Genomic DNA, 25,118 nt, shown 5'->3' with positions numbered 1-25,118 from the left:
GACGGCCAGGAATTCATTGCCCGTGCGCGCACCACCGTGCTTCACTGCGCATCATTCCGAAAACGCCCTCAGCTTTTCCGCCAGGGAGGAATAGCCGTGCCGTCAGTGGTTCCTGTTCGCGGCGACGAGATGATCGATGAATTCATCGACTTCGCGCCACGCCTTTACCGTGAGCTCGGCGATGACCAATGGGTTCCTCCGCTGTCCTCGGACATTCGCCGTTTCATGGACCCAGCGGTCAACCCGTACTTCGCGGAGGCGGAGATCGAGCACTTCCTCGCGGTCGACTCCGCCGGCGAGAGCGTCGGCCGGATCTCCACCACCATCGACCCCGCCTACGTGGAGCGCTTCGGCAAGACCGGCTTCTTCGGCTGGTTCGAGTGCGTGGACGACCCCGAGGTGGCCTCGGCGCTGCTGCGTACGGCCGAGAACTGGGTCGCCGAGCGGGGCATGGAACGGGCCGCCGGCCCCTACTCGTACTGCGCGACGCAGGAGTTCGGACTGCTGGTGGAGGGCTACGACGACCAGCCGGCCGTCTTCCAGCCGCACAACCCGCCCTACTACCGGCGGCTCCTGGAGGGCGCGGGTTACGGGCCCGACTTCCGCACGAACACCTTCAGCTGGGTCGCCGGGCGCGACGCGGGCATGATGGAGCCGCTCGTCCGCCGGGGCGAGGAGCTCTGCGACAGGCTCGGCCTGACCGTGCGGGACCTGGATCCGGAGCGCTGGGACAGCGAGGTCGACCTCGTCCAGGGGCTGCTGGCGGCGTCGTTCGCCGAGAACCACGACATGGTCCCGATCAGCAAGCCCGTTCTGCGGTTCCAGCTGGGCGAGCTGCGTGAGCTCATCGATCCGCGCCTGACCCGCATCGTGGAGCACGAGGGCCGGGCCGTCGCCTTCGTCATGCTCGCGGCCGACGGCAACGCGCTGCTGAAGGTGGCCGGCGGCACCGTCACCGAGGAGTTCGCCGCCCGCTACGAGGAACTCAAGGCGAACATCCGGGGCACCGTGGTGCTGATGATGGGCGCCCGCCCCGAGTTCGAGGGCCAGGGCGTCGGACGGGTCCTGGTCGGCGAGGTCGCGAAGGTCGTCCTCGGCCGCGTCGGTTCCTACCGCGACATGCACACCACGTGGATCCACGAGCACAACTGGCAGAGCAGGGCCTATCTGGCACACACCAAGACCGGGCCCGCGCGTACCTACGCCGTCTACGGGAAGGACCTCGCGCCGTGACCCGCGTGATGATCACCGGAGCGACCGGCAGTCTCGGCTCGGCGTTCGCCCGCCACCTCATCGAGTCCGGCGCGGACGTGGTCTGCCTGCTGCGCCCGGGCGAGGGGCCGGGCGGCCTGGAGCACCATCTGCACCGGTGCGAGGTCCGCCGGGGCGACGTGACCGACCTCGCCTCGCTGGAGAGCGCCCTCCAGGGCATCGACGAGATCTACCACTTCGCCGGCATCGCCATCACGCTCAACAAGCTGCACTCCCTGATGAAGGAGGTCAACGTCACCGGCTGCGCGAACCTCGTCGAGGCCGCGACGACGGCCGGGGTCCGCCGGATCGTGCACGCCTCCTCCATCTCCGCCATCGGCTATCCCGCACCCGGCGAGATCGCCGACGAGAACTTCGACATCTCCCGCTCCAGCTGCCGGAACAGTTACATGATCACCAAGCGGGCCGGGGAACGTGAACTGCTGCGCGGATGGCGGGCGGGCGGCCCGGAAGTGGTGATCGTCAACCTCAGTGCCTGCATCGCCCCGTACAGCGACCGCCGTTACGGCTGGGCCATGCTCATCGGCAGTGCCCGGCAGGGGAAGCTCGTCGCCTATCCCCTGGGCGGCGCCGCCTTCACCTCGATCGAGGACATGAACTTCGGCATGCGGGCCGCCATGGAACGCGGCGAGCCGGGATCCCGCTACATCGTCTCGTCGGTGAACCTCACCTACCGCGAACTTTTCCACCAGGTGGCGGAGGTCGTGGGGTGCGCGCCGCCGAAGCGGGCGGTGCCCAACAGCGTGGTCCGGGCCGCCGGCCGCGTCGGCGCGATCGTGGCCGCACTGCGCAAGGACCCGATGCGGTCGCCGTTCCTCGTCCCCGAGAACGCGGCGCTGTCGGTCAACCGGCTCTTCTACGACACCTGCCGAGCCCAGCGCGAGCTGGGGTTCCGCCCCACGTCGCTGCACGATTCCATCGCCGCGGTCGACAACTGGCTCACCGAATTGGAGGTCGACGGGCTGATAGGCGCCCTGGGGCCCGAAAGGAGGCGGGGCAATGCCCTCCGCAGCGTCGCGGACCGCGACTGAGCACCACACCCTCGGCCACGCCCTCGCCTCGCACGCGGAGCGGCTGTCGGCCACCACCGCGCTCGTCTACGACCGGTCCGACGGCGCTCAGGACCGACGCACCTACGCCGAGCTGTACGCTCAGGCGGCGGCGGTCGGCGCGGTGTTGCACGAGTTGCCTCCCCGTACGCACGACCGGCCCTTCGTGCTGATCGCGCTGCCCGACGGCGTGGACTACGTGGCGTCGTTCTTCGGATGTCTGCTGGCGGACGCCGTGGCGGTCACCTTCCATCCGCCGCTGATGTCGACCATGCGGGCCGGCAGAGCGTGGGACCACCGGCTGGAGCAGATCCTGCGGGACTGCGAACCATCCGCCGTCATCACGGCGCCGGAGCTGCGCTCCCGGGTCCGGGCCGTCGCCGACGCCGCCGCACTGGCTCCTTTGGTGATCGCACCGGACGAGATCCCCTGGCAGGCCGGCGGTGAGGCGGGTCCGGTGCGGACCCGGCCGCGGCATCTGGCGCTGCTTCAGTACACGTCGGGCTCCACGTCGAGTCCCAAGGGTGCGATGGTCTCCAACGCCAACCTCGCGCACAACATCGCGCACATCCGGCGCAATCTCGGAACCGGGCCCGGTCAGTCGGCGGCGGGCTGGCTGCCGCTGTTCCACGACATGGGCCTGATCGGTATGGTCTGCCATCCGCTGACGGCCGGCATGCGCCTTCACATGTCGACGCCCACCGGTTTCCTGCGCGACCCGCTGGGGTGGCTGCGGACGCTCAGCGACACCGGCTCCAGCTTCACCATCGCTCCCGACTTCGGTTACGCGACGGCCGTGCGCAAGGTTGCGGAGGAGCGCCGCGAGGGCCTTGACCTGTCGGGGCTCAGGCACGCTCTCAACGGCGCCGAGCCGGTACGGCGCAGGACCGTAACGGCGTTCGCCGAGGCATACGAGCCGTACGGCTTCAACCCCCACGCGATGATGCCGGTCTACGGCCTGGCCGAGGCGACCCTGGTCGTCACCTGCCTGGACCGGCAGGCCGCTCCGGTGCTCGGCGAGGTGGAGAAGCAGACGCCGGGCGCCGCGAATGGGACGGTGCAGGGCTCGCGGCCCGGGGCCACGCGGACGGACCTGGTGGGCTGCGGGACCACCATCGCCGCGGACATCGAGGTGGCCGTGGTCGATCCGGAGACGTCCCGGAGGCGCCCGCCGGGCGAGGTCGGTGAGATCTGGATCAGCGGTCCCAGTGTCACCGGCGGCTACTGGGGACACGAGAAGGTCACCCGGGAGACCTTCGAGGCGACGGTGGACGAGCCAGGGTTCCGCGGACGTCGCTTCCTGCGCACCGGGGACCTCGGGGTCTGGCACGAAGGCCAGCTGTGCGTCGCGGGCCGCATCAAGGATGTGATCATCCATCGCGGCACCAACCACCATCCGCAGGACCTCGAAGCCACCGCGGAGGGCTGCCATGGACTGGTGGCGCGCGCCGTGGCCTTCGCGACGCGCGACGAGGGGGACCAGGACGAGCAGGTGGTGCTCGCCTGCGAACTGCTCGCCTACGGCCCCGGGGTGGACTGCGCCGCCGTCCTGTCGGCGGTTCGCGGGGCGGTCCTGGAAGAGCACGGGATCGCTCCCGCGGCGGTCGCGGTGGTCCGGTCCGGAGCGGTGCCGCGGACGACCAGCGGGAAGCTTCGGCGGGCCGAGGCGGCCCAGCGCTGGAGCGCCGGCGAGTTCAAACCGGTGGCCCTCTGGCACCGGGGAGAGACAAGCGAGGGAGGACAGCGGTGACCACCGAAGCCACCATCACTCAGCGCGACATCGCGGCCCTGGTACAGGCGTCGATCGCCGGCGAACTGGGTCTCGCCCCAAAGGAAGGGGTGGATCGCCATGCCGCCTTCGTGGATCTCGGCCTGGACTCCGCCGCCCTGATCGGGCTCGCGGGCACGGTCACCGAGGAGCTGGGGGTCGAGGTGCCCACCGAGTGGTTCTTCGACCATCCGACCGTCGACAGCCTGGCGGCGTTCCTGGCCCGCACCCTCGCGACGCCGGAGCCCACCCGTGGCTGAGGACGGCAAGGACGGCGCGGTCGCCGTCGTCGGGCTCGGCTGCCGGGTCCCCGGCGCCGACACCGTCGAGGCGTTGTGGCGGCTGCTGGACGAGCGGCGGGACCAGATCACCCCGGTGCCCAGCCGCCGGGAACCCCTGTACACCGGCGTGACCTCGGCCGGCTCGCAGGCCGCCGGAGCCCAATGGGGCGGTTTCCTGGACGAGTTGGAGAGCTGGGATCCCGGATTCTTCGGCATCTCGCCCAGCGAGGCAGCTCGGATCGACCCTCAGCAGGCACTGGCGCTGGAGGTCGCCTGGCGCGCCCTGGAATGCGCCGGCATCGTCCGGGCCGACCTGCTCGGCAGCAGGACCGGGGTCTTCTTCGGCCAGGCCACGCACGATCACGCGATGCTCCTGGGCGGGCAGTCCGCGCAGGACATGCAGGGCCCCTACACCAACACCGGCCTCTCCCACGCCATCACGGCCAACCGCCTCTCCTATCTGTGGGACCTGCGAGGCCCTTCGCTCACCGTCGACACCGCCTGCTCATCCTCCCTCGTCGCCGTGCACCTGGCCGTCCAGAGTCTTCGGGCACGTGAATGCGACCTTGCGATCGCGGGCGGGGTGAACGCGCTGCTGTCCCCGGTCCCACAGCTGGGCGCGGCCGGCCTGACCGCACTGTCCCCCGACGGCCGCTGCCGCACCTTCGACGCCTCCGGCCAGGGCTACGTCCGTTCCGAGGGCGGTGGGGCCGTCGTCCTGCGCCGTCTGGAGGACGCCCTCGCCGCCGACGAGTACGTCCACGCCGTGATCAAGGGATCCGCCGTCAACCAGGACGGACGTACCAACGGGCTCACCGCGCCCAGCGGCCGCGCCCAGACCGAGCTGATCGTGCGCTCGCTGAGGCAGGCCGGAGTGACCTCCGCCAAGAGCCTCGGCTACGTCGAACTGCACGGCACCGGCACCCCGCTCGGCGACCCCATCGAGGGGCGGGCGCTGAGCGCGGCGCTGAACCGGACGGTGGGGCAGGACCGCCCCGCTCTGCCCGTGGGATCGATCAAGGCGAACATCGGCCACCTGGAGGCGGCGGCAGGCGTTCTGGGCCTGATCAAGGCAGCGCTGGTGCTGCGGCACGGCGTCGTGCCCGGCAACCCCCATCTGCGGCAGGTCAACCCCCGTATCGACCTGGACGGTTTCGGCCTCTCGATGTCGGCCGACCACACCGACCTGCCGACGGACGCCTCCACGGTCGCCGTCAGTTCCTTCGGTTTCGGAGGCACCAACGCCTCTCTCGTACTCGCCCGCGCGCCGCGCCGACCATCCCCCGTGCAGGACGGCGCGCGGGCGAACTCCGGGCCCGTTCTGCTCCCTCTGTCGGCCCGGAGCGCCCAGTCGCTGGCTGCGACGGCCGGCGACTGGGCCGACCGGATGGGCGCCCTCGAATCCTGGGAGCAGGTACGCGAGGCAGCCCGCGCCGCGTCCGCCCACCGCACGGCCTTCGAGTGGCGCGCCGGGGTGGTCGCGACCGACCGGCAGGAGCTGCTGGGTGAACTGGCGGCGATCGCGGGTGGCACCCGGAGCGCCGTGCGCGCGAGGACCGGCTCGCCTTCGTCCGTGGGCTTCGTGTACTCGGGGCACGGCTCGCAGTGGGAGGGGATGGGCCGCGAACTGTTGCGCGCCTGTCCGCCCTTCGCCGCCCGGGTGCGTGAGGTGGACGCCGTACTGGCGCCCATGCTGGGCTGGAGTCCGCTCGCCGCACTGGAGCGGACCGAGCCGAAGGACCTGGACGACATCTGTGTGGCGCAGCCCCTGATCTTCACCGTGCAGCTCGCTCTGACCGCGCAACTGGCGCATCTCGGGATCCGACCCGATGCCGTGGCCGGCCACAGCATGGGTGAGCTGAGCGCGGCCGTCGTGGCGGACCGGCTCGATCTGGCCACCGCCTGCCGGGTTCTGCGGGCCCGCAACGACGCCGTCGAGGCGGCTCGCGGCACGGGCGGCATGGCCGTCGTGGAGGCCGGCGCGCGCGAAGCCGCCGAGATCCTGCGCCGGTCGGGCAGCCCCGTCACCGTAGCGGCGGACAACAGCCCCCGCTCCTGTGTGGTCTCCGGGGCCGCCGACGCGCTGGCGGCGGCTCTCGCGGAATTCGAACGGCGGGGATGTGACACCCGCCGGGTCAAGGTCGACTATCCCTCTCACGGCCCCTTGATGGAGGCGCCCGCCGCACAGCTCGGCCGGGTGCTTGGCCAGGTGGACGCGCCCCGGCAGAGTTCGGGACCGGCGTTCTACTCCTCGGTCGTCGGCGGGTTGTATGAGGCACCCCTGGACGCGCGGTACTGGCAGGACAACCTCACTCATCCGGTCCGTGCCCGGGAAGCGGTCACGGCCATGGCGGACGACGGCGTCGCCCACGTCTTGGAGATCAGTCCGCATCCCGTGCTGCTCGTCGCACTGCGCGAGTCTCTCGAAGCGCTGGGCGAAGGGACGGTGGCCATCTCCACGGGGCACCGCGACCAACGCGGAGAGCTCCGGCTGCGGGAGGTGGAGGCGGCCCTGTTCGAGCAGGGCCATGACCTGCGGGCGGATGCCGACGCGGAAACCCGTGCGTGGGCGGCACTCCTTCCGGTCCATCCCTTCCGGCGCACCCATGTCTACCGGGCCCCGGCGGCCGAGCCGTCCGACCGGGTGAGGGGCGCCGGACCCGGTGCCCTCACGGAGGCGTCCTTCCAGCCGGGTACGTACCTCGCGAGCCTGGCCCTCCCCGAGACGCGCGAGAGCCACACGGTGGCGGGCGAGCCCGTGGTGTCCGTGCCGGAGCTGGTGGCGGCGGCGCTCTGGTCGGCGCGGGAGGCCGGCGTCGAGGATGCCCGGTGCGTACAGGACCTGGAGATGCACCGGCCGCTGCCCGCCGAGTCCGGTGTGGCGCGGCAGTTGGTCGTGCACCTGGGCGGGGACGGGTCGCGGCCCGCCCGGTCGGCGGCGGTGCGGTTCCTCTATCGGCGCGCCGGCCGGTGGACGACGGCGGCGGCGTGCACGGTCGGCGTCCGGCCGCCCGCCCCCTTGCGGGAGATCACGGCGACGGCCCGGTGCGAAGTGACCGTGCCCACCCCGCCACCGAGCAGTTCGCCCGCCTCGCTGGTCAGTGTGCTGGACCGGGCGCTCCCCGCCGTGGCGCGGGCGCTGCTGGCCGACCGGCCCGGTCTGGATCCGGAGCAGGTAGCGGTCTCCCGCGTGACGGCCGTGCACACCTCGGCGGAGCTGTGGACGGCGGACAGCGCCGTGGCGCAAGGACAGCTGCGGGAGTGCGACGGGGAGGTGGTCATGGATCTGGCGTTCGTCTCCACGGCGGGCGACTTGCTGGCGCAGGTGCAGCATCTGGCGTTGGCACAGCTGTCGCGGCGCACCGGCACCGATCATCCGGCGGGGCTCGCTTCCGTCGGCTCGGACGACCGTCCCAGGCCCGGTGGTGAGCTGCGCCAGACGCTGCTTTCGCTCCCCTCCGACGCCGAACGGGTGCAGGTTCTCGGGAGCCGGCTGCGCGCCGCGCTCGACAGCGTCCTGCCGAACGGACTGAGCGTGGGCGCCGCGGACGACCTGCCCTTCGCCGAGATGGGGATGGAGTCGCTGATGGGTGTGGAACTGCGCAACCGGCTGGAGAAGGAGCTGGACATCCGGCTCTCGGCCACCTTGGTCTGGGCGCATCCCACCATCCGCCAGCTCACCGACGCACTGCTCGGGCGCATCGTGCGGAACACGGAACCGTCCCGGGGGTCGGCGCCCGGCGCCGCTCGGGACGCGACGGTGGCGGAGCGCGTGGAGCCACCACCGGCGGCCGGCTCGGACGCCCTGAGCCGGCTGCTGGCAGAACTCGACGGCCCGCCACGGGGGAAGGCATGACCACCGACACCACGACCGAACAGGCACTGCTGCGCGCGGCGGAGACCATCCGTTCGCTGCGCACGCGTGTCGCAGAACTGGAAGCACGCTCGCGGACGGAGCCGATCGCCGTCGTCTCCTCGGGCTGCCGCCTGCCCGGCGGGGTCGAAAGCCCCGAGGAGTACTGGCAGTTGCTGGCCGACGGCCGCGACGCGGTACGGCCGCTGCGCGGCGAGCGCTGGACCGGCATCGACTTCTCCGGCCTCGACGACCCCGGATTCGCCCGGCTCACCCAGTACGCGGGGCAGATCGACGACGTCGACGGATTCGACGCCGCCTTCTTCGGCATCGGTGACGCCGAAGCGAAGTTGCTGGACCCGCAGCAACGCGTTCTCCTGGAGATCGCGTGGGAGTCCGTCGAGCGCGCGGGGTGGCCGGCCCGACAGCTGGCCGGGTCCGCCACCGGAGTGTTCGTCGGCGTGGGCCATCAGGACTACATGCTGACCTCTCTCGCCGCGAGCGATGACATCGGCAGCAGGCTCTCCACCGGCAGCGGGGCACGCAGCCTGATCGCCAACCGGCTCAGCTACGAGTTCGGGTTCCGCGGGCCCAGCATGGCCGTGGACACGGCGTGTTCCTCCTCGCTCGTCGCCGTGCACCTCGCCTGCCAGGCCCTGCGGTCCGGCGCGTGCGACCGGGCTCTCGCCGGCGGCGTCAACCTCATCCTGTCCCCGCTGTCCACCACGATGACCGGGCGCGCGCTGCCGCTGGCCCCTGACGGACGCACCAAGGCCCTTGCCATGGACGCCGACGGCATGGTGCGCGGCGAGGGCGCCGGTCTGGTCGTCCTGCGCCGGCTGTCGGACGCGCTGGCGGACGGCGACCCGATCGAGGGCGTGATCCTCGCCGACGCGACCAATCAGGACGGCCGCACCAACGGCCTCACGGCGCCCTCGCCCGTCGCGCAGGAACAGCTGATGCGCCAGGTGCTCGACGCCTCGGGGCTCGGCGCGGGCGACATCACGATGGTCGAGATGCACGGCACCGGTACGCCGCTGGGCGACCCCATCGAGTACGAGGCCGTGCGCGCGGTCTACGGCGGCCGGGGCACGCAGGATCCCACCTGCTGGCTGGGCTCGGTCAAGGCGAACCTGGGGCACCTGGAGTCCGCCGCCGGAGTCGCCTCGCTGATCAAGGCCCTCGGGGCGCTGCGCCACGGTCGGCTGCCGGAGCAGATCAACCTCAAGGAGGTCAATCCCTTCATCGAGCTGGAAGGCGAACGCTTCGAGATCCCCCGCCGCCTGGAGGCGTGGCAGCCGTCCGAGAAGCGGTACGCCGCCGTCAGCTCCTTTGGTTTCGGCGGCACCAACGCGCATCTCATCGTCGCCCACCCCGACGCCGTCCCGGCCATCCGCAACCACCGGCGCGCCACTCAGGACGTGCCCCGCCCGGATACCGGCACGGAGCCCGTGCTGCTGCTGGTCTCGGCGCGATCAGGCCCGGCGCTCACCCACGCGCTGCGGGAATTCGCCGTTCACGTGGGGGACTTGGGCGGCGCGGAGCTCCGCGATGTGATGGCCGCCGCCGCGCGCAGACGCCAGCACCACCCCTGGCGCGCGGCCGTGACCGCGGCGGCCCCCGAGCTGCTGGCCGAGGCCCTGCGCCGTACGGCGGACAGTCACGGCGGCCTGGCCTCCGGGGCGCCCTCGGTACCGCAGAGCATCGGCTTCGTCTACTCCGGCCAGGCAGGCCAGTGGGCCGGGATGGGCGTGGCTCTGGCGGAGCGGGACGCGCTCGTCCATGACGAACTCCTCGCCTGGGACAGCGCGATCACCGCGGCGGGCGGTCCGCCGTTGATGAAGACGCTCGCGAGCCCCCGCTGCGAGGAGGCGCTGCGCGACACCCGCTTCGCGCAACTCGCGATCGCGGCCCTGCAGGCGGCCCTCACGGCGCGGCTGAACGCCTGGGGGCTGGCGGCGGGGGCGGTCTGCGGACACAGCGTGGGAGAGGTGTCGGCCGCACTCGCATGCGGGGCACTGACCCGCGAGCAGGCCGTGGCCGTGATCATCGCTCGGAGCGAGGTACTCCACATGCACGCCTCCGGCGGAGCGATGTACGCGGTGCGGGCGCCGTCCGAGCAGGTGGCCGAGGCGCTGGCCCGGGGCGGGCAGCACCCCGACGGGCCGGGCGACGAGGTGGGCATCGCGGCGGTGAACGGGCCGGAGGGCACCGTGATCGCCGGGCCCGCACCGCAGACGGAGGCCCTGCTGCCGCACCTGTCCGACTGGCGCGTCACCCGTCTGGACACGGACTACGCCTTCCACAGCCCGGCACTCGGCGCCGCCGCGGAGCAGCTGCGCAAGGAGCTGGGGACCGTGCGGCCCGCCGCCGGCCGCATCCCGCTGTACTCGACGGTGACCGGGGCCCCGCACCCGGCCGGCGAACTGACCGCGGCGCACTGGGCCGCCAACGCCACTTATCCCGTGCGCTTCAGCGACGCCGTGGAGGCGATGATCGACGACGGCATCACCTGCTTCGTGGAGATCGGCCCCCACCCCGCGCTCCTGCCCCATATGCGGCGCCTGGCCGAGGCGAGGCCGGGAGACATCCGCGTCCACACGGTGGCCACGCTTCGCCGACGCCAGGACGAACTGGCATGCCTGCACTCGGCGTTGGGCCAGCTGTGGACGGCCGGGAACGACGTGGACTGGTCCGCCGTCTTCCCTGGCCCGTGTCCGATGGTGCCGCTGCCCACGTACCCATGGCAACACCGCTCGTACTGGGTCTCCGGCACCGAAACCGACAGCGCGCCAGATGACGGGCCGGACAGCAAGAAGACGCCGACGCCGGCTCTGGACGTGGACTCGGTCCTGGAACGGCTCATCACGCACCTGGCCGACATCATGCGTGCCGACCCCGCCGCGCTGGTCCCCGACCGGTCCGCGCGGGACCTGGACGTCGACTCGGTGTCCTTCGTGGAGCTGAAGAACCGCCTGGAGAGCGACCTGGGCGCGGCGATTCCGATCACGGTGCTCACCGAGGGCGCGACGCTGCGAGAGGTGGCCCGCACCCTTGCGACAGCCGGTGGGACCCGCGCCCCCACCTCGGCCGAGGCCCGGCACGCCTTGGACCACCTCGACGAACTGTCAGAGGAAGAACTCGACCGTCTGATGGCGGCACTCGACTCCGAAGAGGGACGATAACTGTGGCTTCGACCCCACTGACCAGCACCGCCGAAGACAAACGTGCCGCGCTGCGGGCCCGGCTGAGCAGCGTCGCGGCCCGGGACGAGACCGCCGAGCGCTACCGCCGTCACGCCAACCCCTACATCGCCCGCATGCTCGACGGCCTCGGCATCGACGTGCACTACGTGCGGGGCGAGGGCACCAGGCTCTACGACGGCGCCGGCAACGAGTACCTGGACTTCGCGGGCGCCTACGGAGCCCTGCCCTTCGGGCACAACCCGCCGGAGATGTGGAAGGCGATATCCGCCGTCCGGGACTCGGGGGAACCCAGCATCACCCTGCCCTCGGTCCTCGGCGCGTCCGCGCTGCTCGCGGAGCGGCTGGCCGCCGTGGCACCCGGCCATCTCGACCAGGTGTGGCAGTGCAACAGCGGTGCGGAAGCGGTCGAGGCCGCCCTCAAGCTCGCCCGCGCCGCCACCGGCCGCCGTCTGGTGGTCTCGACGCACAACTCCTTTCACGGCAAGACCCTCGGTGCCCTGTCCGCCACGGGGCGGCCCCGCTACCAGACTCCCTTCGGCGCGCCCTCGGCCGGCTTCCACCACATCCCTTTCGGAGACCCCGAAGCCCTCCGGCAGATCTTCGGCGAGCATCCCGAGGACATCGCCGCGTTCATCGTCGAGCCGGTCCAGGGCGAAGGCGGCATCGTTCCGGCCCCGCCGGGCTACCTCGCCACCGCGCGTGAACTGTGCACCCGGTACGGCGCCAAGTTGATCGTGGACGAGGTGCAGACCGGACTCGGGCGCACCGGGCGCCTGTTCGCGTGCGAGCACCACGACGTGGTCCCGGACATCATGCCGCTGGCCAAGGCGCTCGGCGGCGGCATGGTGCCGATCGGGGCCGTGGTGTTCGGGCAGGACAGCCTCTCCGAGAACTTCGGCCTCCGGCACACCTCGACCTTCGGCGGCAACGCCTTCTGCTCCCGGGTCGGCGTGGGCGCCGTCGAACTGCTCACCGCCGACGACCGGGCGCTGGTCCGGCAGGTGGCGCGGCGCGGCGATCATCTTCTGGCCGGGTTGCGCGAGGTGGCCTCCCGGCATCCGGAGCTGGTCGCGGACGTACGTGGCCAGGGGCTGCTGCTCGGCGTACAGCTCTCCGACGACCCTGACCTCCACGCGCGGCAGGGCCTGTTCCGTTCGCTGGCCGATCAGGAGGGGCTGGCCGGGTTTCTGTGCGGCTATCTGCTGCGCAACGAGGGCATCCGCCTGGCGCCCGCGTACTTCGCCAACAGCGTGCTGCGGGTCGAGCCTCCGCTGAACGTCTCCGGGGCCGACTGCGACACTCTGCTGGGCGCACTCGACCGGGGCCTGGATGTGATCGAACGCGGGGACAGCGCACGGTTCTTCGCCCACCTCCTGCCCGCCTCAAAACGGCCCGCCTCCGAACGGCCCGCGGCCGCTGCGTTCCCCACGGAGGACGCGTCCGCCACGCCGCGTCCCACGCGGTTGCGGCCGCGTGAGGGCGAGCCGCGCTGGGCGTTCATCGCCCACCCCACGGACCTGGCGAGCTACGAGAGTTACGACGGCCGCCTCGGACTCCCCGGCGAGCAGGTGCGGGTGCTGTTCGACCGGATGAACCAGTGCCGCAACGTGGACACCGCCGCCGCCATGCTGGTCGGCCGGTGCCGGGTGGAGACCGACACCGGGGAGAGCTCCTACGGTGAGATCTTCGCGCTGCCCTACGGGGCACAGCGGCTGCTGGACATGCCGAGCGCGCAGTCCACGGCGCTGGTGCAGGAGGCCGTCGACGACGCCGTGGCACGCGGCGCGCAGCTGGTGGGCCTCGGCGCCTACACCTCGGTCGTCACGGCGAACGCCACGGCACTGCGGGACGTGCCGGTTCCGGTGACCACCGGCAACGCCTACACCGTGGCGGCCGCGGTGGACGGTCTGGAGGAGGCGGCACGGCAGCAGGACATCGAGCTGGGCGAGGCGTGCTGTGTGGTGCTCGGCGGCGCCGGCGCGATCGGCCTGGCGTCCAGCCTGCTCCTTTCGGAGAAGGTCGGCCGGCTGGTGCTGGTGGGCAACCCCGCCAACCGGGCGCGCAGTGAGCGCAGGCTGGCCGCCGCGCTGGAGTCCGTGGTCGGGCACCTGATGGAGGCCGACGATGCGCCCCACGCGGGTGCGCTGGCCCGGTCGGTGCGCACCCGGGCGTCCTCCGGCGCGAGCGCCCGTGCCATCGCGGCGGATCTCGTCGAGCAGGGGCTGCTGACCGCGTCCGTGGACGCCGAGGCTGTCCTGCCGGCGGGAGATCTGGTCCTGGCCGCCACGTCGACGCCGGACCAGCTGATCCGGCCGGAGCTGGTGCGGCGGGGCGCCGCGGTGTGCGACGTGTCGCAGCCACCGAACGTGGGCCCGCGGCTCAAGGCGGCCCGGCCCGATCTGCGGGTGGTCGCGGGCGGTCTCGTGCAGCTGCCCGGCGGCCGGGACCTGGGAGTCGACTTCGGCGTCCCCAGCGGTGTGACGTACGCCTGCACCGCCGAGACGATGGTCCTCGCCCACCGCCTGCACGACCCCGTCGTCAGTCACGGCGACAAGCTCTCCGTCGATCTGGTGCGCATGCTCCGGGACGAGGCCCGGAAGCTGGGCTACCGGCTGTACCTGCCGACGGATACCGATCACCAGCGGCAGGGAGGCCCTCATGCATGACACGTTCGACGACGCCGGTCAGGCACCGGCGACGACCGCGCCACGATCGTCCTACCGCCCCGCCCCGTCGGTGCTCGCCTACTATCCCGACCTGGAGCGCGTGCCCGACTCCCGCTGGCAGCAGGTGTACCGCTCCACGTTCCTGCCCGGCGCCGATCCGGCCCAGGTGTGGCAGGGGGCCACCGAGGTCGTCGGCATCAACGCGGAACTCTCCCCCGTGATGCGTATGACCCTGCCCAAGCGGATGCAGGGGATCGGCACGCCGTCGCTGGCGCGGGTGCCGCTCGGGCAGCCGCTGGGTCGCTCCTGGATCCTGCTGGGCCGGCTGCTGCCGTACGACTACGACGATGTCGTCATCGCCGAGCGCGAGGAGGGCCGGCGCTTCCTGGAGGTGTCCCGGATGGCGTCGGCGCATGCCTGGATCCATGAGCGGGTCATCGAGGGCAAGGAGGGCGGCACGGTCCTCTCCGACCGCCTGACGTATGTGCTCAAGCCGCACCTGCGGCCGATGACCCCGGTGTACCGCCGGACCGTGCAGCAGCTCTTCGCCCATCGGCACCGTCGTGTGGCGCGACGCTTCGCCCGTCTGGCTCCCCGAATCGCGGACTGAGGAGAACCCGGTGTCCAACTCCGACAAGACCCACACCAAGTCCGCCTCCCGCGCCCGCTCCGGTGTCCGAGCCGTCGCACCCGCCGGTGAACAGGACGGAGCGGCGCGGAACGAGGAAGTGCGCGCCGATGTCTGTGTCGTCGGCCACGGTGTCGTCGGTCTGATCAGCGCCATCGCACTGGCCAAGCGTGGCCTGTCGGTGGTCTGTATCGACCAGCCGACGGAGAAGCAGCAGGCCAGCTACAAGGTCGGTGAGTCCCTGCTGGTGTACTCCAACGCTTTCCTGCGGTCCCTGGGCGAGCTCGACGAGTCGTTGGAGAAATCCTTCGGCAAGAAGGGGTTCTGGATGGTGCACGGCCTTGAGGGCCGCACCAGTTTCGACGCTTCGGTTTCCGAATGGGGCTTCCAGAGCGCGCTGCCCGCGCGCTGGATCGAGAGGATCGAGGATCCCCTCTTCCACCGCACCATGTTCAAGGACGCCCAGATCGTCCGTCCCGAGATCGAGGCGGTGCTGCGCGAACGCGCCCGCTCCACTCCGGGGCTGAGGTTCATGGACTGCGGTCTGGTCCGGGACATCACCCTCGGTGAGGACGGCAACGACCACACCCTGCACTGGAGTTCCCGGGACAAGGACCGTGGCGGCAAGATCTCGGCCCGCTGGATCACCGACTGCACCGGCCGCACCCGTCTGCTGGCCCGCCGTTTCGGCCATGACATCCCCCTGGAGGACGGATTCTCCACGACGGCGGCCTGGGCCCAGTTCTCCCACTGCACCCAGGACATGTTCGACGAGCGCTGGAAGTTCGCCTTCCCCGACGGGGAGGTGACCGAGCGGGAGCGCACCACCGTGCACCTGTGGGGCGACGGTTACTGGATCTGGCTCATCCGCCTGAAGGACGACCGCATCAGCGTCGGCATCACCTACAGTCAGCAGCGTCCTCCGGAGGAGGGCAACGCCCGCGAGGTCTTCTGGAAGGTCCTGCGCCGCTACCCGCTGCTTGACTGGCTCCAGGAGGAGAACGTCCTGGAGTTCAGCGCCTACCGGGACGTCCAGCGCATGACCAACACCTTCATCTCCCCCAAGCGCTACGCCATGGTCGGCGACGCCTCCTCGATGATCGACGCCTTCTACAGCCAGGGCATCAGCCTGTCCATGGCCACCGCCTGGCATCTGGCGAACATCGCCCAGCGCGACGTACAGCAGGGCCGGCTGGACATGGACTACCTCGACCACGTCAACCGTGCCGCCACGGCGGACTGGCGCATCATCCGCTCGATGGTGCGTTCGAAGTACGGTCCGGCCCTCGCCGACAGCCGCTTCTTCATCATGGACCACCTCCTGGACTACATGGTCTTCGGGGCCGCACTGCTGGGACGGTTCCGCATCTCGCGCTGGCTGACCGAGACGGGCGGCCGCACCGACGAGGAGAGCGTGGAGCACGCCCGGCTGCGGGCGGGGCTGGAGCGACGGCTGTTCCTGTCGCAGTCCGCGCCCTGGCACCGCCTGGATCCGCACCGGGTCGCGGGACTGGTGGAGAAGTGGCACGAGGGCCTGGAGCGGCGCGCCCTCTGGCGGCTGGAGAACGGCGAGAAGCTGCCTCCGACCAAGGCGGGCATGCGCGCGCACGCCGCCCTCCCCGGCATCTGGCGGCTGCCGTACGTGCACCGGATGGAGCGGGCCGATCTGACCCTGCCCGCCATCAAGGAGCCCGAGTTCATGCAGGTGACCGGCACCGAGTACCGCCCCGTGATACCGGCGGGTTCCGGCCCGATGCTCGTCGCCGTCACATCGCTGGGAACACTCCTGGACATCGCCGACACCCGGGTGCGCAAGGTGCGTCGGGCGCTGCGGCGACGCCGGCAGGGAGGCGCCTGATGACGACCGGGGAGCAGACGCGGAAGACGGCGATCCCGTGGGAACCGGAGATGGTCACCGCGATGGGACGGTTCTCCGTGAAGGAGGCGCACGACCTTCTGCGCGGGCTGTTCCGCCCGCGGATGGCGGTCTACTGGACCGATTTCACCCTCAGTGTGCTGCTGGCGGGCGTGGCGTTCTGGGCGGTTCAGCCGCTGGGCGGGCTCACGGTGGCGGGGGTGGCGGCGTTCCTGGTCTCGGTCCTGGCCACGTATCGCTGTTTCGCCTTCATCCATGAGATCGCGCACTTCAGGGCGAAGAAGAGTTTCGGCTCGTTCCGCATGTGGTGGAACGCCGTGTTCGGGATCCCCATGATGGTGCCGGTCTTCCTGTACGAGTGCCACGGCGAGCACCACAACCGCAAGCTGTACGGCACCGCGCAGGACGCCGAGTATCTGCCACTGGCGCGGATGGCGCCGTCGAACATCGTGGGGCTGCTGATCACGCCGCTGTTCCTGCCGTTCTTCGGCCCGTACCGGTTCGCCGTGCTCACGCCGCTGTCGTGGTTCGTGCCGAGAATCCGGGAGTACCTGTACAGCAATGTCTCGGCCCTGAAGCTCGACTTCGAGTACCGGGGGCGGCAGCCCACCGACGAGGAGAAGTGGCTGTGGCGCGGCCAGGAGCTGCTCTGTCTGGCCTGGATCGCGACGGCCGCGACCCTGCTGGCGGTGGGTGTGGTGCCGCCGGCGCGACTGGCGCAGTGGTACGCGCTGTTCGTCACGGTCGCGCTGCTCAACTCGCTGCGTTTGCTGGCCGCGCACCGCTACCTCGGTGACGAGGACGAGATGAGCGTCGTGGAGCAGATGATGGACACCGTGAACCATCCGCGGGCCCGGCTGCTGGGTGAGTTGTGGGCTCCGGTGGGACTGCGGCTGCACGCCCTGCACCACTTGATGCCCGGACTGCCCTATCACAGCTTCCCGCAGGCCCATGCCCGTCTGGTGGCCGGCCTGCCGGAGGGTTCCGCCTACCGGCTGACCGAGAGCCCGGGCCTGACGTCCTCGCTGCGCCGCTTGTTGCGGGAGGCCCGTGCCCACAAGAAGGCGGGGACGCTGCTGGAGCGCTCGCCGTTGAAGGAAGTGTCGACATGACCACCGTGGTTCCGTCACGAGACCGGCAGTCGTCCCGCCCTCGTCGGTTGCCCATGGCGCCCGGTGGTGGGCTGCTCGGACACGCCACGGCACTCCAGGCCGACACCATCGCCACCCTGCACCGGATCGCCTCTGCCTCGGACGGCGTGATGGGCTTCCGGATCGGCGGAAGCCTGGCCGTCACCGTCTCGACGCCGGCCGCGGCCCGCGACGTACTGATCGAGAACGCCGATGGTTTCGGCCGGGGCAAGCGGCAGACGCGCGCCCTCACCCCGCTGATGGGCAACGGCCTGCTCACCAGTGAGGGCGAACTGCACAGGAAACAGCGGCGGTTGGTGCTGCCACACTTCTCGCCGCGCCGCATATCCCGCCATGCGGAGGCCATCGTCTCGACGGCGGAGAGCGTGGCGGAGCGCTGGCGCGAGGGCGTCGACGTAGACCTGGTGGCGGAGATGAACACGCTGACGATGGACATCGTCAGCCGGCTCCTCTTCACCGCCTCCAGCCGGGACAACCGGGCCCTGGCGGACGCCATCACCGAGGCGTTCGAGTGGGAGATGTACGCCATCACCAGTCCGGCGGCGCTGCCTCTGTGGGTGCCCGTGCCCCGCAACCGGCGGGCGCGGCGGGCGATGACCGGGATCCGTGCGTGGATCGCCCAGTTCATCCGGGAGCGGCAGGAGGCCGCGGAGGGCGGCGCCGAGCTCCCTGAGGACATTCTGGGCGATCTGATGGCGTCCCGTTACGAGGACGGCACCCCGATGTGCGGGGAGCCGCTGCTCGACGAGGTGCTGACCGCGTGGGGCGCGGCCCAGGAGACGTCGGCCGACGCGCAGGCCTGGACGCTCTATCTGCTGGCCCGGCACCCCGGTGTCCTCAAGCGGGTGCGGCACGAGATCGACACGGTCCTGGGCGAGAGGTCGGTGCGCTTCGAGGACCTGCCCCGACTGCCGTACTGCTTGCAGGTCTTCAAGGAGGCGATGCGGCTTTACCCGCCGGCGGCGGTGATCCCCCGGCAGGCGATCAGGGACACGGTGGTCGGCGGATACGCGGTTCCTGCCGGGACCATGGTCTTCCTCAATGCTTTCAGCCTCCACCGGAATCCCGACGTGTTCGCCGATCCGGAGCGCTTCGACCCCGATCGCTTCAGCCGGGAACGGGAGAAGGCACTGCCCAAGGGCGCCTACCTCCCCTTCGGAACGGGCGGGAACGTCTGTCCGGGCAGCCATCTGGCGATGATGGAGGGGCACCTGCTCACCGTGGTGCTCCATCAGCGCCTGGCGTTCGATCTGCTTCCGCAGGGCGCGGAGGTGACGCCGGAGCTGTTGGTGAACCTGCGGCCGAGTCCGGGGGTGCGGGCGCGCGTCAGCGCGAGGTGAGTCCAGCGGAGTCGTCGGCGGCGGCCCCACCGCGTGAGCGGGAATCGCGGGGGCGCCGCCTTTCCGTGTGTCCGCTTCTCAGGCAGCGCGGATCGGCTCACGCCGGACGGTGGGCATGCACACCACGAGGAGCAGGGTCAGAACGACGGTCATGGTCGCGCCGATCCGGGCCGTGGTCGTCATCCCGGTGACGAAGGCGTGCTGCGCGAGGGTGACCAGGTCCTCGCCCTCGCGCGCGGGCAGGGTGGCGGCGGCATCGGCGGCGCCGGCGATGCTCCGACGGGCCTCGTCCACCACCCCGTCGGCCAAATCGGCGGGCGCCTCCGCACGTAACTCCTTCCGGTAGGTGGCGTTCAGGACGCTGCCGAGCACGGCGATGCCGAGGGCTGCGGCGATCTGCCGACAGGCGTCGGCGAGGGCGTGCGCGGTCGTGGCCTTCTCGGGCGGCAGCGAGCTGGTGAGCGCTCCGAGCGCGGTGGGCAGGGTGAATCCGAGCGCGAGGCCGGTGGTGACCAGAGCGCCGGCGGCGGCCGGATAGGAGCTGCCGTGGCTCAGCCGCCCGATCCACCCGAGGCCGAGCGACCATAACAGCATGCCGAGGACGAGCGTCCACTTGGCGTCGACGACGGTCGCGAGACGGCCGCCGACCACGGCCCCCAGGGCAAGCCCGGCCATCATGGGCATCAGACGCAGGCCGGTGGCCCAGGCGTCGTATCCCTGCACCTGTTGCAAGTACTGGGGGATCATGAACAGCAGCGCGAGCAGCAGCAGCGTGACGCAGGACAGCGTGCAGATCGACCAGGTGAAGCGCCGGTGACGCCACAGGGCGGCGTCGGCCAGCGGTGACCGTGTGCGGATCAGCCGGATGACCATCGCGGACAGCAGCGCCGCACCGGTGAGGAACACGGGCAGGATCACCGGGTGGGCCCAGCCCCGTACGGTCGCCTCGGTCACCGCGTACGCGAGAGCCGAGGTCCCGGTCAGGACAAGTACCGTACAGACGGCGTCCACGGGTTCGACGCGACGTCGGCGTGGCTCGGGGACCACCAGGGCGGCTCCGGTCAAGGCCGCGAGAATCACCACGACGTTGACCACGAAGATCGATTGCCATCCGAAGGTCACAAGGAGCCAGCCACCGACCACGGGACCGAGTGGCAGACCGAGGGCGAAACCCGCCGAGGCCAGCGCGGCCGCCGCCTGTCGGCCCGCCGGTGACGCCAGGCTCGGTGCGAGCGACAGGGCGTGCGGTACGGCCGCCGCCGCACCGGCCCCCATGAGGGCCCGGGAGGCTATGAGGGCACTCGCGCTGTCGGCCTGCACGGCGACGGCGGAGCCTGCCGCGAAGAGCGCCAGACCGGTCATCAGAAGTGGCTTGCGACCTCGGGTGCCCAGCGCCGTCGAGGGCAGCAGCAGCGCGGCGAACGGCAGGGTGAAGGCGTTGGTCATCCACTGCAATTCGGAGGTGGAGGCGCCGACGGCGGTGGCCAGGGTCGGCAACGCGACCGTCAGGACCGTGACTTCCAGCCCGATGATCAGCAGTGCCGCGGTCAGGCAGACCAAGCCAAGCCACCGCCGGGTCGGCGTCGGCAGTAAGTCAGAGATGTCTGCTCCTGGTGTACGCAAGGCTTGCGGTCAGCTGCTGGAGGATGCCCCAGGTGTGCCGGATGCCCTCGTTGCTTGCGCGGGAGCGGGTACTGCCGGGTCGCCGTCGCCGCCCTTGTCGGCCGGGGCCGGGCCGGGGCCTTCGGTGAGGTCGACGCGCGGGAGGACGCGGTCCAGCCAGCCCGGCAACCACCAGTTGGCATCGCCCGCCAGGCGCATGGCGGCGGGGACGACGACGACGCGGATCAGGGTGGCGTCGACCAGCACCGCGGCGGCCAGGGCGAAGCCCATCTGTTTCACCTCGACCACCTTGGTGATCATGAAGGCGGCGAAGACGACCACCATGATGGCGGCGGCCGCGGTGATGACCTTTGCCGTGTGGACGGTGCCGACGGTGACGGCGCGGGTGTTGTCCCGGGTGCGGTCCCACTCCTCCTTCATGCGGGAGATGATGAACACCTCGTAGTCCATGGACAGTCCGAAGAGCACCACGAAGGTCAGCAGCGGCAGATACGCCTGGATGAAGCCGCGGCTGGTGAAGTCCAGCAGCGACTCCCCCGCGCCTTCCTGGAAGACCCAGGTGAGCAGACCGAAGGCGGCGCCGACGGACAGCAGGTTCATCACGATCGCGCTCAGCGCCAGCAGCAGGCTCCGGAAGGCGAGCAGGAGCAGCACGAAGGACAGTCCGAGGATGGCGCTCAGTACCCAGGGGGTCGAGCGGTCGATCTCGCCCGCGACGTCGACGGTCTGCGCCGTCAGCCCGCCGGTGGCGACGGTCAGTCCGCCGGCGGAGCTCTCCGCGCCCGGAGCGGCGGTGTCACGGATCCAGTGCACCAGGTCGATGGCCTCGTCCGCATCCGGTGCCGCCTTCGAGAAGACGGTGAGGATGGCGGCGTCCGCACGGGAGTTGACGATCCGGTCCAGTGAGCCACCGTCCTCGGCCAGGGCCGCCTTCAGGGCGCTGACGTCACCGCGTCCGGTCCGTTCCTTGAGGAGACCCGTGACCGACAGGACGCTGTCGACCTGCTTGTGGTCCTCGATCCGGGTGGCGAGCCGGTCCATCGCGGCGAGGTCTCCGTCGTCGAAGGAGCCCTCCTTCTTGGTGACGACGACCTGGATGGGTGTGGCGGCGCCCGGAGCGAACTTCTCGGAGACGAGGTGGTATCCCGCGCCCGCCGGCGCGTCGGCGACGGCACTGGCCCCGACGTCGAAGCCCAGCTTGAGACCGGTGACCGGAATGGCGGCCGCGCCCAGCGCCAGGACGGCGGCACCGCCGATCAGCAGCGGTCGCCGTAGCACCAGCTTGGTCCAGCGGGCCCAGATCGAGTGCTCCGGGTCGGGGTGGCTGACAGCGCGTCGCAGGCCGGGCACGGCCAGCCGGTTGATCTTCGTGCCGCACAGGCCGAGCACGGCCGGCAGCAGGGTCATCGCCACCGTGAGCATCACGGCGACGGCCACCATCACACCGAAGGCCATGGACCGGAACACGGGTGCGCGCACCAGGAGCAGACCCGCGACCGAGATCAGTACGGTGAAGCCGGAGAACAGCACCGCCTTGCCTGCGCTGGCCATGGTGGCGCCGACCGTCTGCGCGATCGGGCGGTCGGGCCGCGCCTGGAGCTCCTCGCGCTGGCGGGTGACGATGAACAGGCAGTAGTCGATGCCCAGTGCCAGGCCGAGCATGGTGACGACGGCTTGGACGAAGGTGTCGAAGCTCGTCAGATAGCTGAGCGCGCCCAGGACGCCGAACGAGGTCATCAGAGCGGCCACGCCCAGCAGGATCGGCAGGCCGGCCGCCACCAGGGTGCCGAACGCGATCAGAAGGACGACCAGGGCGATGGGCACGCCGATGGACTCGGCCCGGGCGAGGTCCTTGTCTTCCTGCTCGACCACGGCGGCGTTCAGCGCGCTGGAGCCGGTCAGCATGACGTCGACGCGGTCACCCTGGATGCCGTCCAACGCCCGCTGGATGTCCGGGGCGTTGCCCTGCCGGGCACGCTCGTCCCCGGTCAGCCCCGCGAGGACGATGGCGGTGCGGCCGTCAGGGGCGATCTGCGCCTCACCGCCGGGTGCGTACGGGTCCTCGACGCCGGCGACGCCGGGCTGCTTGCGCAGCTCCGCGATGCCGCGTTGGACGACGTCCCGGAACGCGGCGTCCTTCACCGAGCGGGTGGAGGAGTCGAAGACCACCACGATGTCCTCGGTGACGGCGCTGTCGAAGTCCTCCTTCATCACCTCCTCCGCCCGGGCCGACTCCGAGCCGCTCACCTTCAGGGAGGAGCCTGTGAGGCTGTCGGTGAACTTCGGGACCAGCAACCCTCCCGCCACAAGCACCACCAGCCAGACGGCCAGGACCTTCCACACGTGCGTGGCACACCAGGTTCCGAGCCGGTACAGGAGGGACGGGCCGTGGCCGCGCTTCCCTGGCTGCGTACGGGGGGACATACGCCACTCCTTACTCGACTGACTGGTCGGTCGAGTCGAGTATGGCACTAGACCGACCAGCCGGTCTAGTGATACTTTTGGCGGTAATGGAAACGATCCCCGCTTCCATGTCTTCCGGTCGGAGACTCAGCAGGTCACGAAGGACGAATGTTCATGGCAGTTGACGAGGATCGTGTCGCGGCCCGGAAAACCCAGATCTTCGAGGCGGCTGCCGCGGTCTTCGCGCGGCAGGGGTATCACAACGCCCGCATGGACGACGTCGTGAAGGCCGCAGGAGTGAGCAAAGGGGGGCTGTACTGGTACTTCAAGAGCAAAGAGGAGCTGGCGACCGGCCTCGTCCATCAGATGCTGACCCACGAAGCCGACGCCATGCAGGCCGCGATGGCCGGCGAGACACCGGCCGCCGACCGCTTGCAGCATCTGGTGCGTGCGTTCGCCGGCGACCTGGCGAAGAATCCCGACCGGGCTCCCCTGGCCCTGGAACTGCTCGCCCTGGGCCGCACCATCCCCGACATCCGCGCCTGCTTCGACTCCCATCACGAACAGTTCGTCGAGCACATCGCGACTCTGCTGGCCCAGGTGAGCGGTGCCGGCCCTGGCACGCCCGACACCCACACTGCCGCCCTGGCGTTCGCATCCATGATCGACGGCATGGTGCTCCGCTGGAGTCTGGCCAGGTCGCCGTTCGACCTGGAGAACACTTTGTGGGAGGCCACGCAGGTCCTGCTCCGAGGGATGGCCATGCCTCAGCCGCGCTGAGCCGCTGACGAAGCCGCGGCGGGCTCCACTTCGGGGCCGGCAAATGGGACGGTCCAGGCAGGCGTCATGCGGCGGCCGCCACCGCCGCGCGTCTATGACCCGAAGGGCGGTCGCTTGCCGAGGCGGTACGGGACACCGTCCGACCGCAGAGACTATGAACGACAGCCGGAGAGTCAGGCAGCGATCACGGTCGCCCAGGTACGGAACAGCGTGAGGGCCTCAGCCAGGTTGCCGGGGCCGCACGCGGCGCGGAAGGTCTTCTCGGCGGTCCAGGCCCAGACCCAGTCCCGCGGCGTGCGGTTGATCTCCTGACGGGGGTACTCGCGTTCTTCGAGGTCGGTCTCCTCCAAGTCGATGCTGACGGTCCAGCCAGGGTTGTCGAGCGTGGCGATCTTCACGCCCCACTCGTGTTCCCAGTCACCGTCGCACTGCTGCGCGTACCAGTTCTGCAGCCAGTCAAGAAGAGACGCCGGGTCGCTCATGGCAAGAGATGCTAAGCGAGTTTCGGTACGTTACCGCGAGACAAGCGGCCGGGAGGCCGTCCCTCCCTGCTCGGCTGGGACAGCTCCGGCCCTTCCGGCTGGACGGCCCGGGCCGGTTCGTACACGAACTGAGCATTGCCGACTGCTTCGTACTGGCGCACGAACCTCGCGCTGCGGGAGACTCCTACTGTCATGCGTCGCTCAACTCTATTCGTTCCGGTCCTGCCGGGCGGGGGGTCTCATGGTGTGGCAGAGGTTGGCCGTGATCGCTGCGGTTGCCGGGATGACGATCGGGCTGAACGCGACGTCGGCCAGTGCGGCGGCTGCCAGGTCGGCGTTCGAGGGGATGCCGTACTCAGGGAAATGCCTGGACTATCGGGCGGACTACGGGCCGTATGTCTTCGGCTGTAACAACGGCGACTACCAGACGTGGTACTGGGACGACAGCATCGCGTACACGGCACTGCGTCAGAAGGCGACGGGGTCGTGCCTCACGGCGCGGAACGGGCTGATCGCGATGAAGCCGTGCCTGGCCGATGACGCGGCGGCGTACTGGTCGGTGCAGAAGAACGACACGTTGGGTGCGCTGATCAAGAACTCGGTGACGGGCACGTGCCTGGCCAGGAACACGAACGACCGGGTGCAGCTGTCGACGTGCACGGGGGGGCCTTCGCAGCGGTGGTCGATCTCTGCCATCGCCTAGCCGATACGCTCGTCCGCCGCCACGCCCGCTTCGAGTC

16 protein-coding genes are annotated in these 25,118 nt (G+C 70.8%); 13 read left to right on the top strand and 3 right to left on the bottom strand.

Annotation, left to right across the window (positions count from 1 at the left end):
• The first annotated feature begins 225 nt into the window (after positions 1 to 225).
• From ACF062_RS26550 to ACF062_RS26500, 11 genes are read left to right on the top strand one after another with little or no spacing between them, the layout of a single operon-like run.
• Entirely contained in the window at positions 226 to 1,233 is a 1,008-nt protein-coding gene (locus ACF062_RS26550) for a hypothetical protein (RefSeq protein WP_392141869.1), read from the top strand.
• Positions 1,230 to 2,303, top strand: a complete 1,074-nt coding sequence (locus tag ACF062_RS26545; RefSeq protein ID WP_392141867.1) for an SDR family NAD(P)-dependent oxidoreductase — start codon at positions 1,230 to 1,232, stop codon at positions 2,301 to 2,303. Before ACF062_RS26550 ends, ACF062_RS26545 begins: the two co-directional genes overlap by 4 nt.
• Complete coding sequence (locus ACF062_RS26540; protein ID WP_392141865.1) at positions 2,272 to 4,071, top strand: fatty acyl-AMP ligase; 1,800 nt, start codon at positions 2,272 to 2,274, stop codon at positions 4,069 to 4,071. Before ACF062_RS26545 ends, ACF062_RS26540 begins: the two co-directional genes overlap by 32 nt.
• Positions 4,068 to 4,349, top strand: a complete 282-nt coding sequence (locus ACF062_RS26535; RefSeq protein WP_392141863.1) for an acyl carrier protein — start codon at positions 4,068 to 4,070, stop codon at positions 4,347 to 4,349. The genes ACF062_RS26540 and ACF062_RS26535 overlap by 4 nt, the downstream gene beginning before the upstream one ends.
• Positions 4,342 to 8,226: a type I polyketide synthase gene (locus ACF062_RS26530; protein ID WP_392141861.1), complete on the top strand. Its 3,885-nt coding sequence runs from the start codon at positions 4,342 to 4,344 to the stop codon at positions 8,224 to 8,226. Before ACF062_RS26535 ends, ACF062_RS26530 begins: the two co-directional genes overlap by 8 nt.
• Positions 8,223 to 11,408, top strand: coding sequence for a type I polyketide synthase (locus ACF062_RS26525; protein ID WP_392141859.1), 3,186 nt, complete (start codon positions 8,223 to 8,225; stop codon positions 11,406 to 11,408). Before ACF062_RS26530 ends, ACF062_RS26525 begins: the two co-directional genes overlap by 4 nt.
• A 2-nt stretch (positions 11,409 to 11,410) precedes the next feature.
• On the top strand, positions 11,411 to 14,095 hold the full coding sequence (locus ACF062_RS26520) for an aminotransferase class III-fold pyridoxal phosphate-dependent enzyme (RefSeq protein WP_392141857.1): 2,685 nt from the start codon (positions 11,411 to 11,413) through the stop codon (positions 14,093 to 14,095).
• The gene (locus tag ACF062_RS26515; RefSeq protein WP_392141855.1) at positions 14,088 to 14,705 is read left to right on the top strand and encodes a hypothetical protein; all 618 of its coding nucleotides are present in this window, start codon (positions 14,088 to 14,090) and stop codon (positions 14,703 to 14,705) included. Before ACF062_RS26520 ends, ACF062_RS26515 begins: the two co-directional genes overlap by 8 nt.
• Positions 14,706 to 14,715: 10 nt before the next feature.
• Positions 14,716 to 16,581, top strand: a complete 1,866-nt coding sequence (locus ACF062_RS26510) for an NAD(P)/FAD-dependent oxidoreductase (protein ID WP_392141853.1) — start codon at positions 14,716 to 14,718, stop codon at positions 16,579 to 16,581.
• Entirely contained in the window at positions 16,581 to 17,711 is a 1,131-nt protein-coding gene (locus ACF062_RS26505) for a fatty acid desaturase family protein (protein WP_392141851.1), read from the top strand. The genes ACF062_RS26510 and ACF062_RS26505 overlap by 1 nt, the downstream gene beginning before the upstream one ends.
• The gene (locus tag ACF062_RS26500; RefSeq protein ID WP_392141849.1) at positions 17,708 to 19,090 is read left to right on the top strand and encodes a cytochrome P450; all 1,383 of its coding nucleotides are present in this window, start codon (positions 17,708 to 17,710) and stop codon (positions 19,088 to 19,090) included. The genes ACF062_RS26505 and ACF062_RS26500 overlap by 4 nt, the downstream gene beginning before the upstream one ends.
• Before the next feature lie 78 nt (positions 19,091 to 19,168).
• Here ACF062_RS26500 and ACF062_RS26495 read toward each other — a convergent pair whose 3' ends face one another.
• Both ACF062_RS26495 and ACF062_RS26490 read right to left on the bottom strand, forming a co-directional pair.
• A complete protein-coding gene (locus ACF062_RS26495) occupies positions 19,169 to 20,650 on the bottom strand; it encodes an MFS transporter (RefSeq protein ID WP_392141847.1) in 1,482 nt (493 codons plus the stop codon).
• Between the two features lie 72 nt (positions 20,651 to 20,722).
• Entirely contained in the window at positions 20,723 to 23,137 is a 2,415-nt protein-coding gene (locus ACF062_RS26490) for an MMPL family transporter (RefSeq protein ID WP_392141845.1), read from the bottom strand.
• Between the two features lie 153 nt (positions 23,138 to 23,290).
• On the opposite strand from ACF062_RS26490, the gene ACF062_RS26485 reads away from it, so the two are divergent.
• Positions 23,291 to 23,896, top strand: a complete 606-nt coding sequence (locus ACF062_RS26485) for a TetR/AcrR family transcriptional regulator (protein WP_392141843.1) — start codon at positions 23,291 to 23,293, stop codon at positions 23,894 to 23,896.
• 173 nt (positions 23,897 to 24,069) lie between these two features.
• Here the strand turns inward: ACF062_RS26485 and ACF062_RS26480 are convergent, their stop codons facing one another.
• Positions 24,070 to 24,378, bottom strand: coding sequence for an immunity 53 family protein (locus ACF062_RS26480; RefSeq protein WP_392141841.1), 309 nt, complete (start codon positions 24,376 to 24,378; stop codon positions 24,070 to 24,072).
• Between the two features lie 262 nt (positions 24,379 to 24,640).
• Between ACF062_RS26480 and ACF062_RS26475 the strand changes: the two genes are divergently transcribed.
• Positions 24,641 to 25,081, top strand: a complete 441-nt coding sequence (locus tag ACF062_RS26475) for a ricin-type beta-trefoil lectin domain protein (RefSeq protein ID WP_392142043.1) — start codon at positions 24,641 to 24,643, stop codon at positions 25,079 to 25,081.
• Positions 25,082 to 25,118: the final 37 nt, after the last annotated feature.

The organism is Streptomyces sp. NPDC015345 (assembly GCF_043078805.1).
GTDB lineage: Bacteria > Actinomycetota > Actinomycetes > Streptomycetales > Streptomycetaceae > Streptomyces.
The sequence above is the reverse complement of the archived record's forward strand: the minus strand, read 5'-3'. Positions and strand labels throughout refer to the sequence as shown.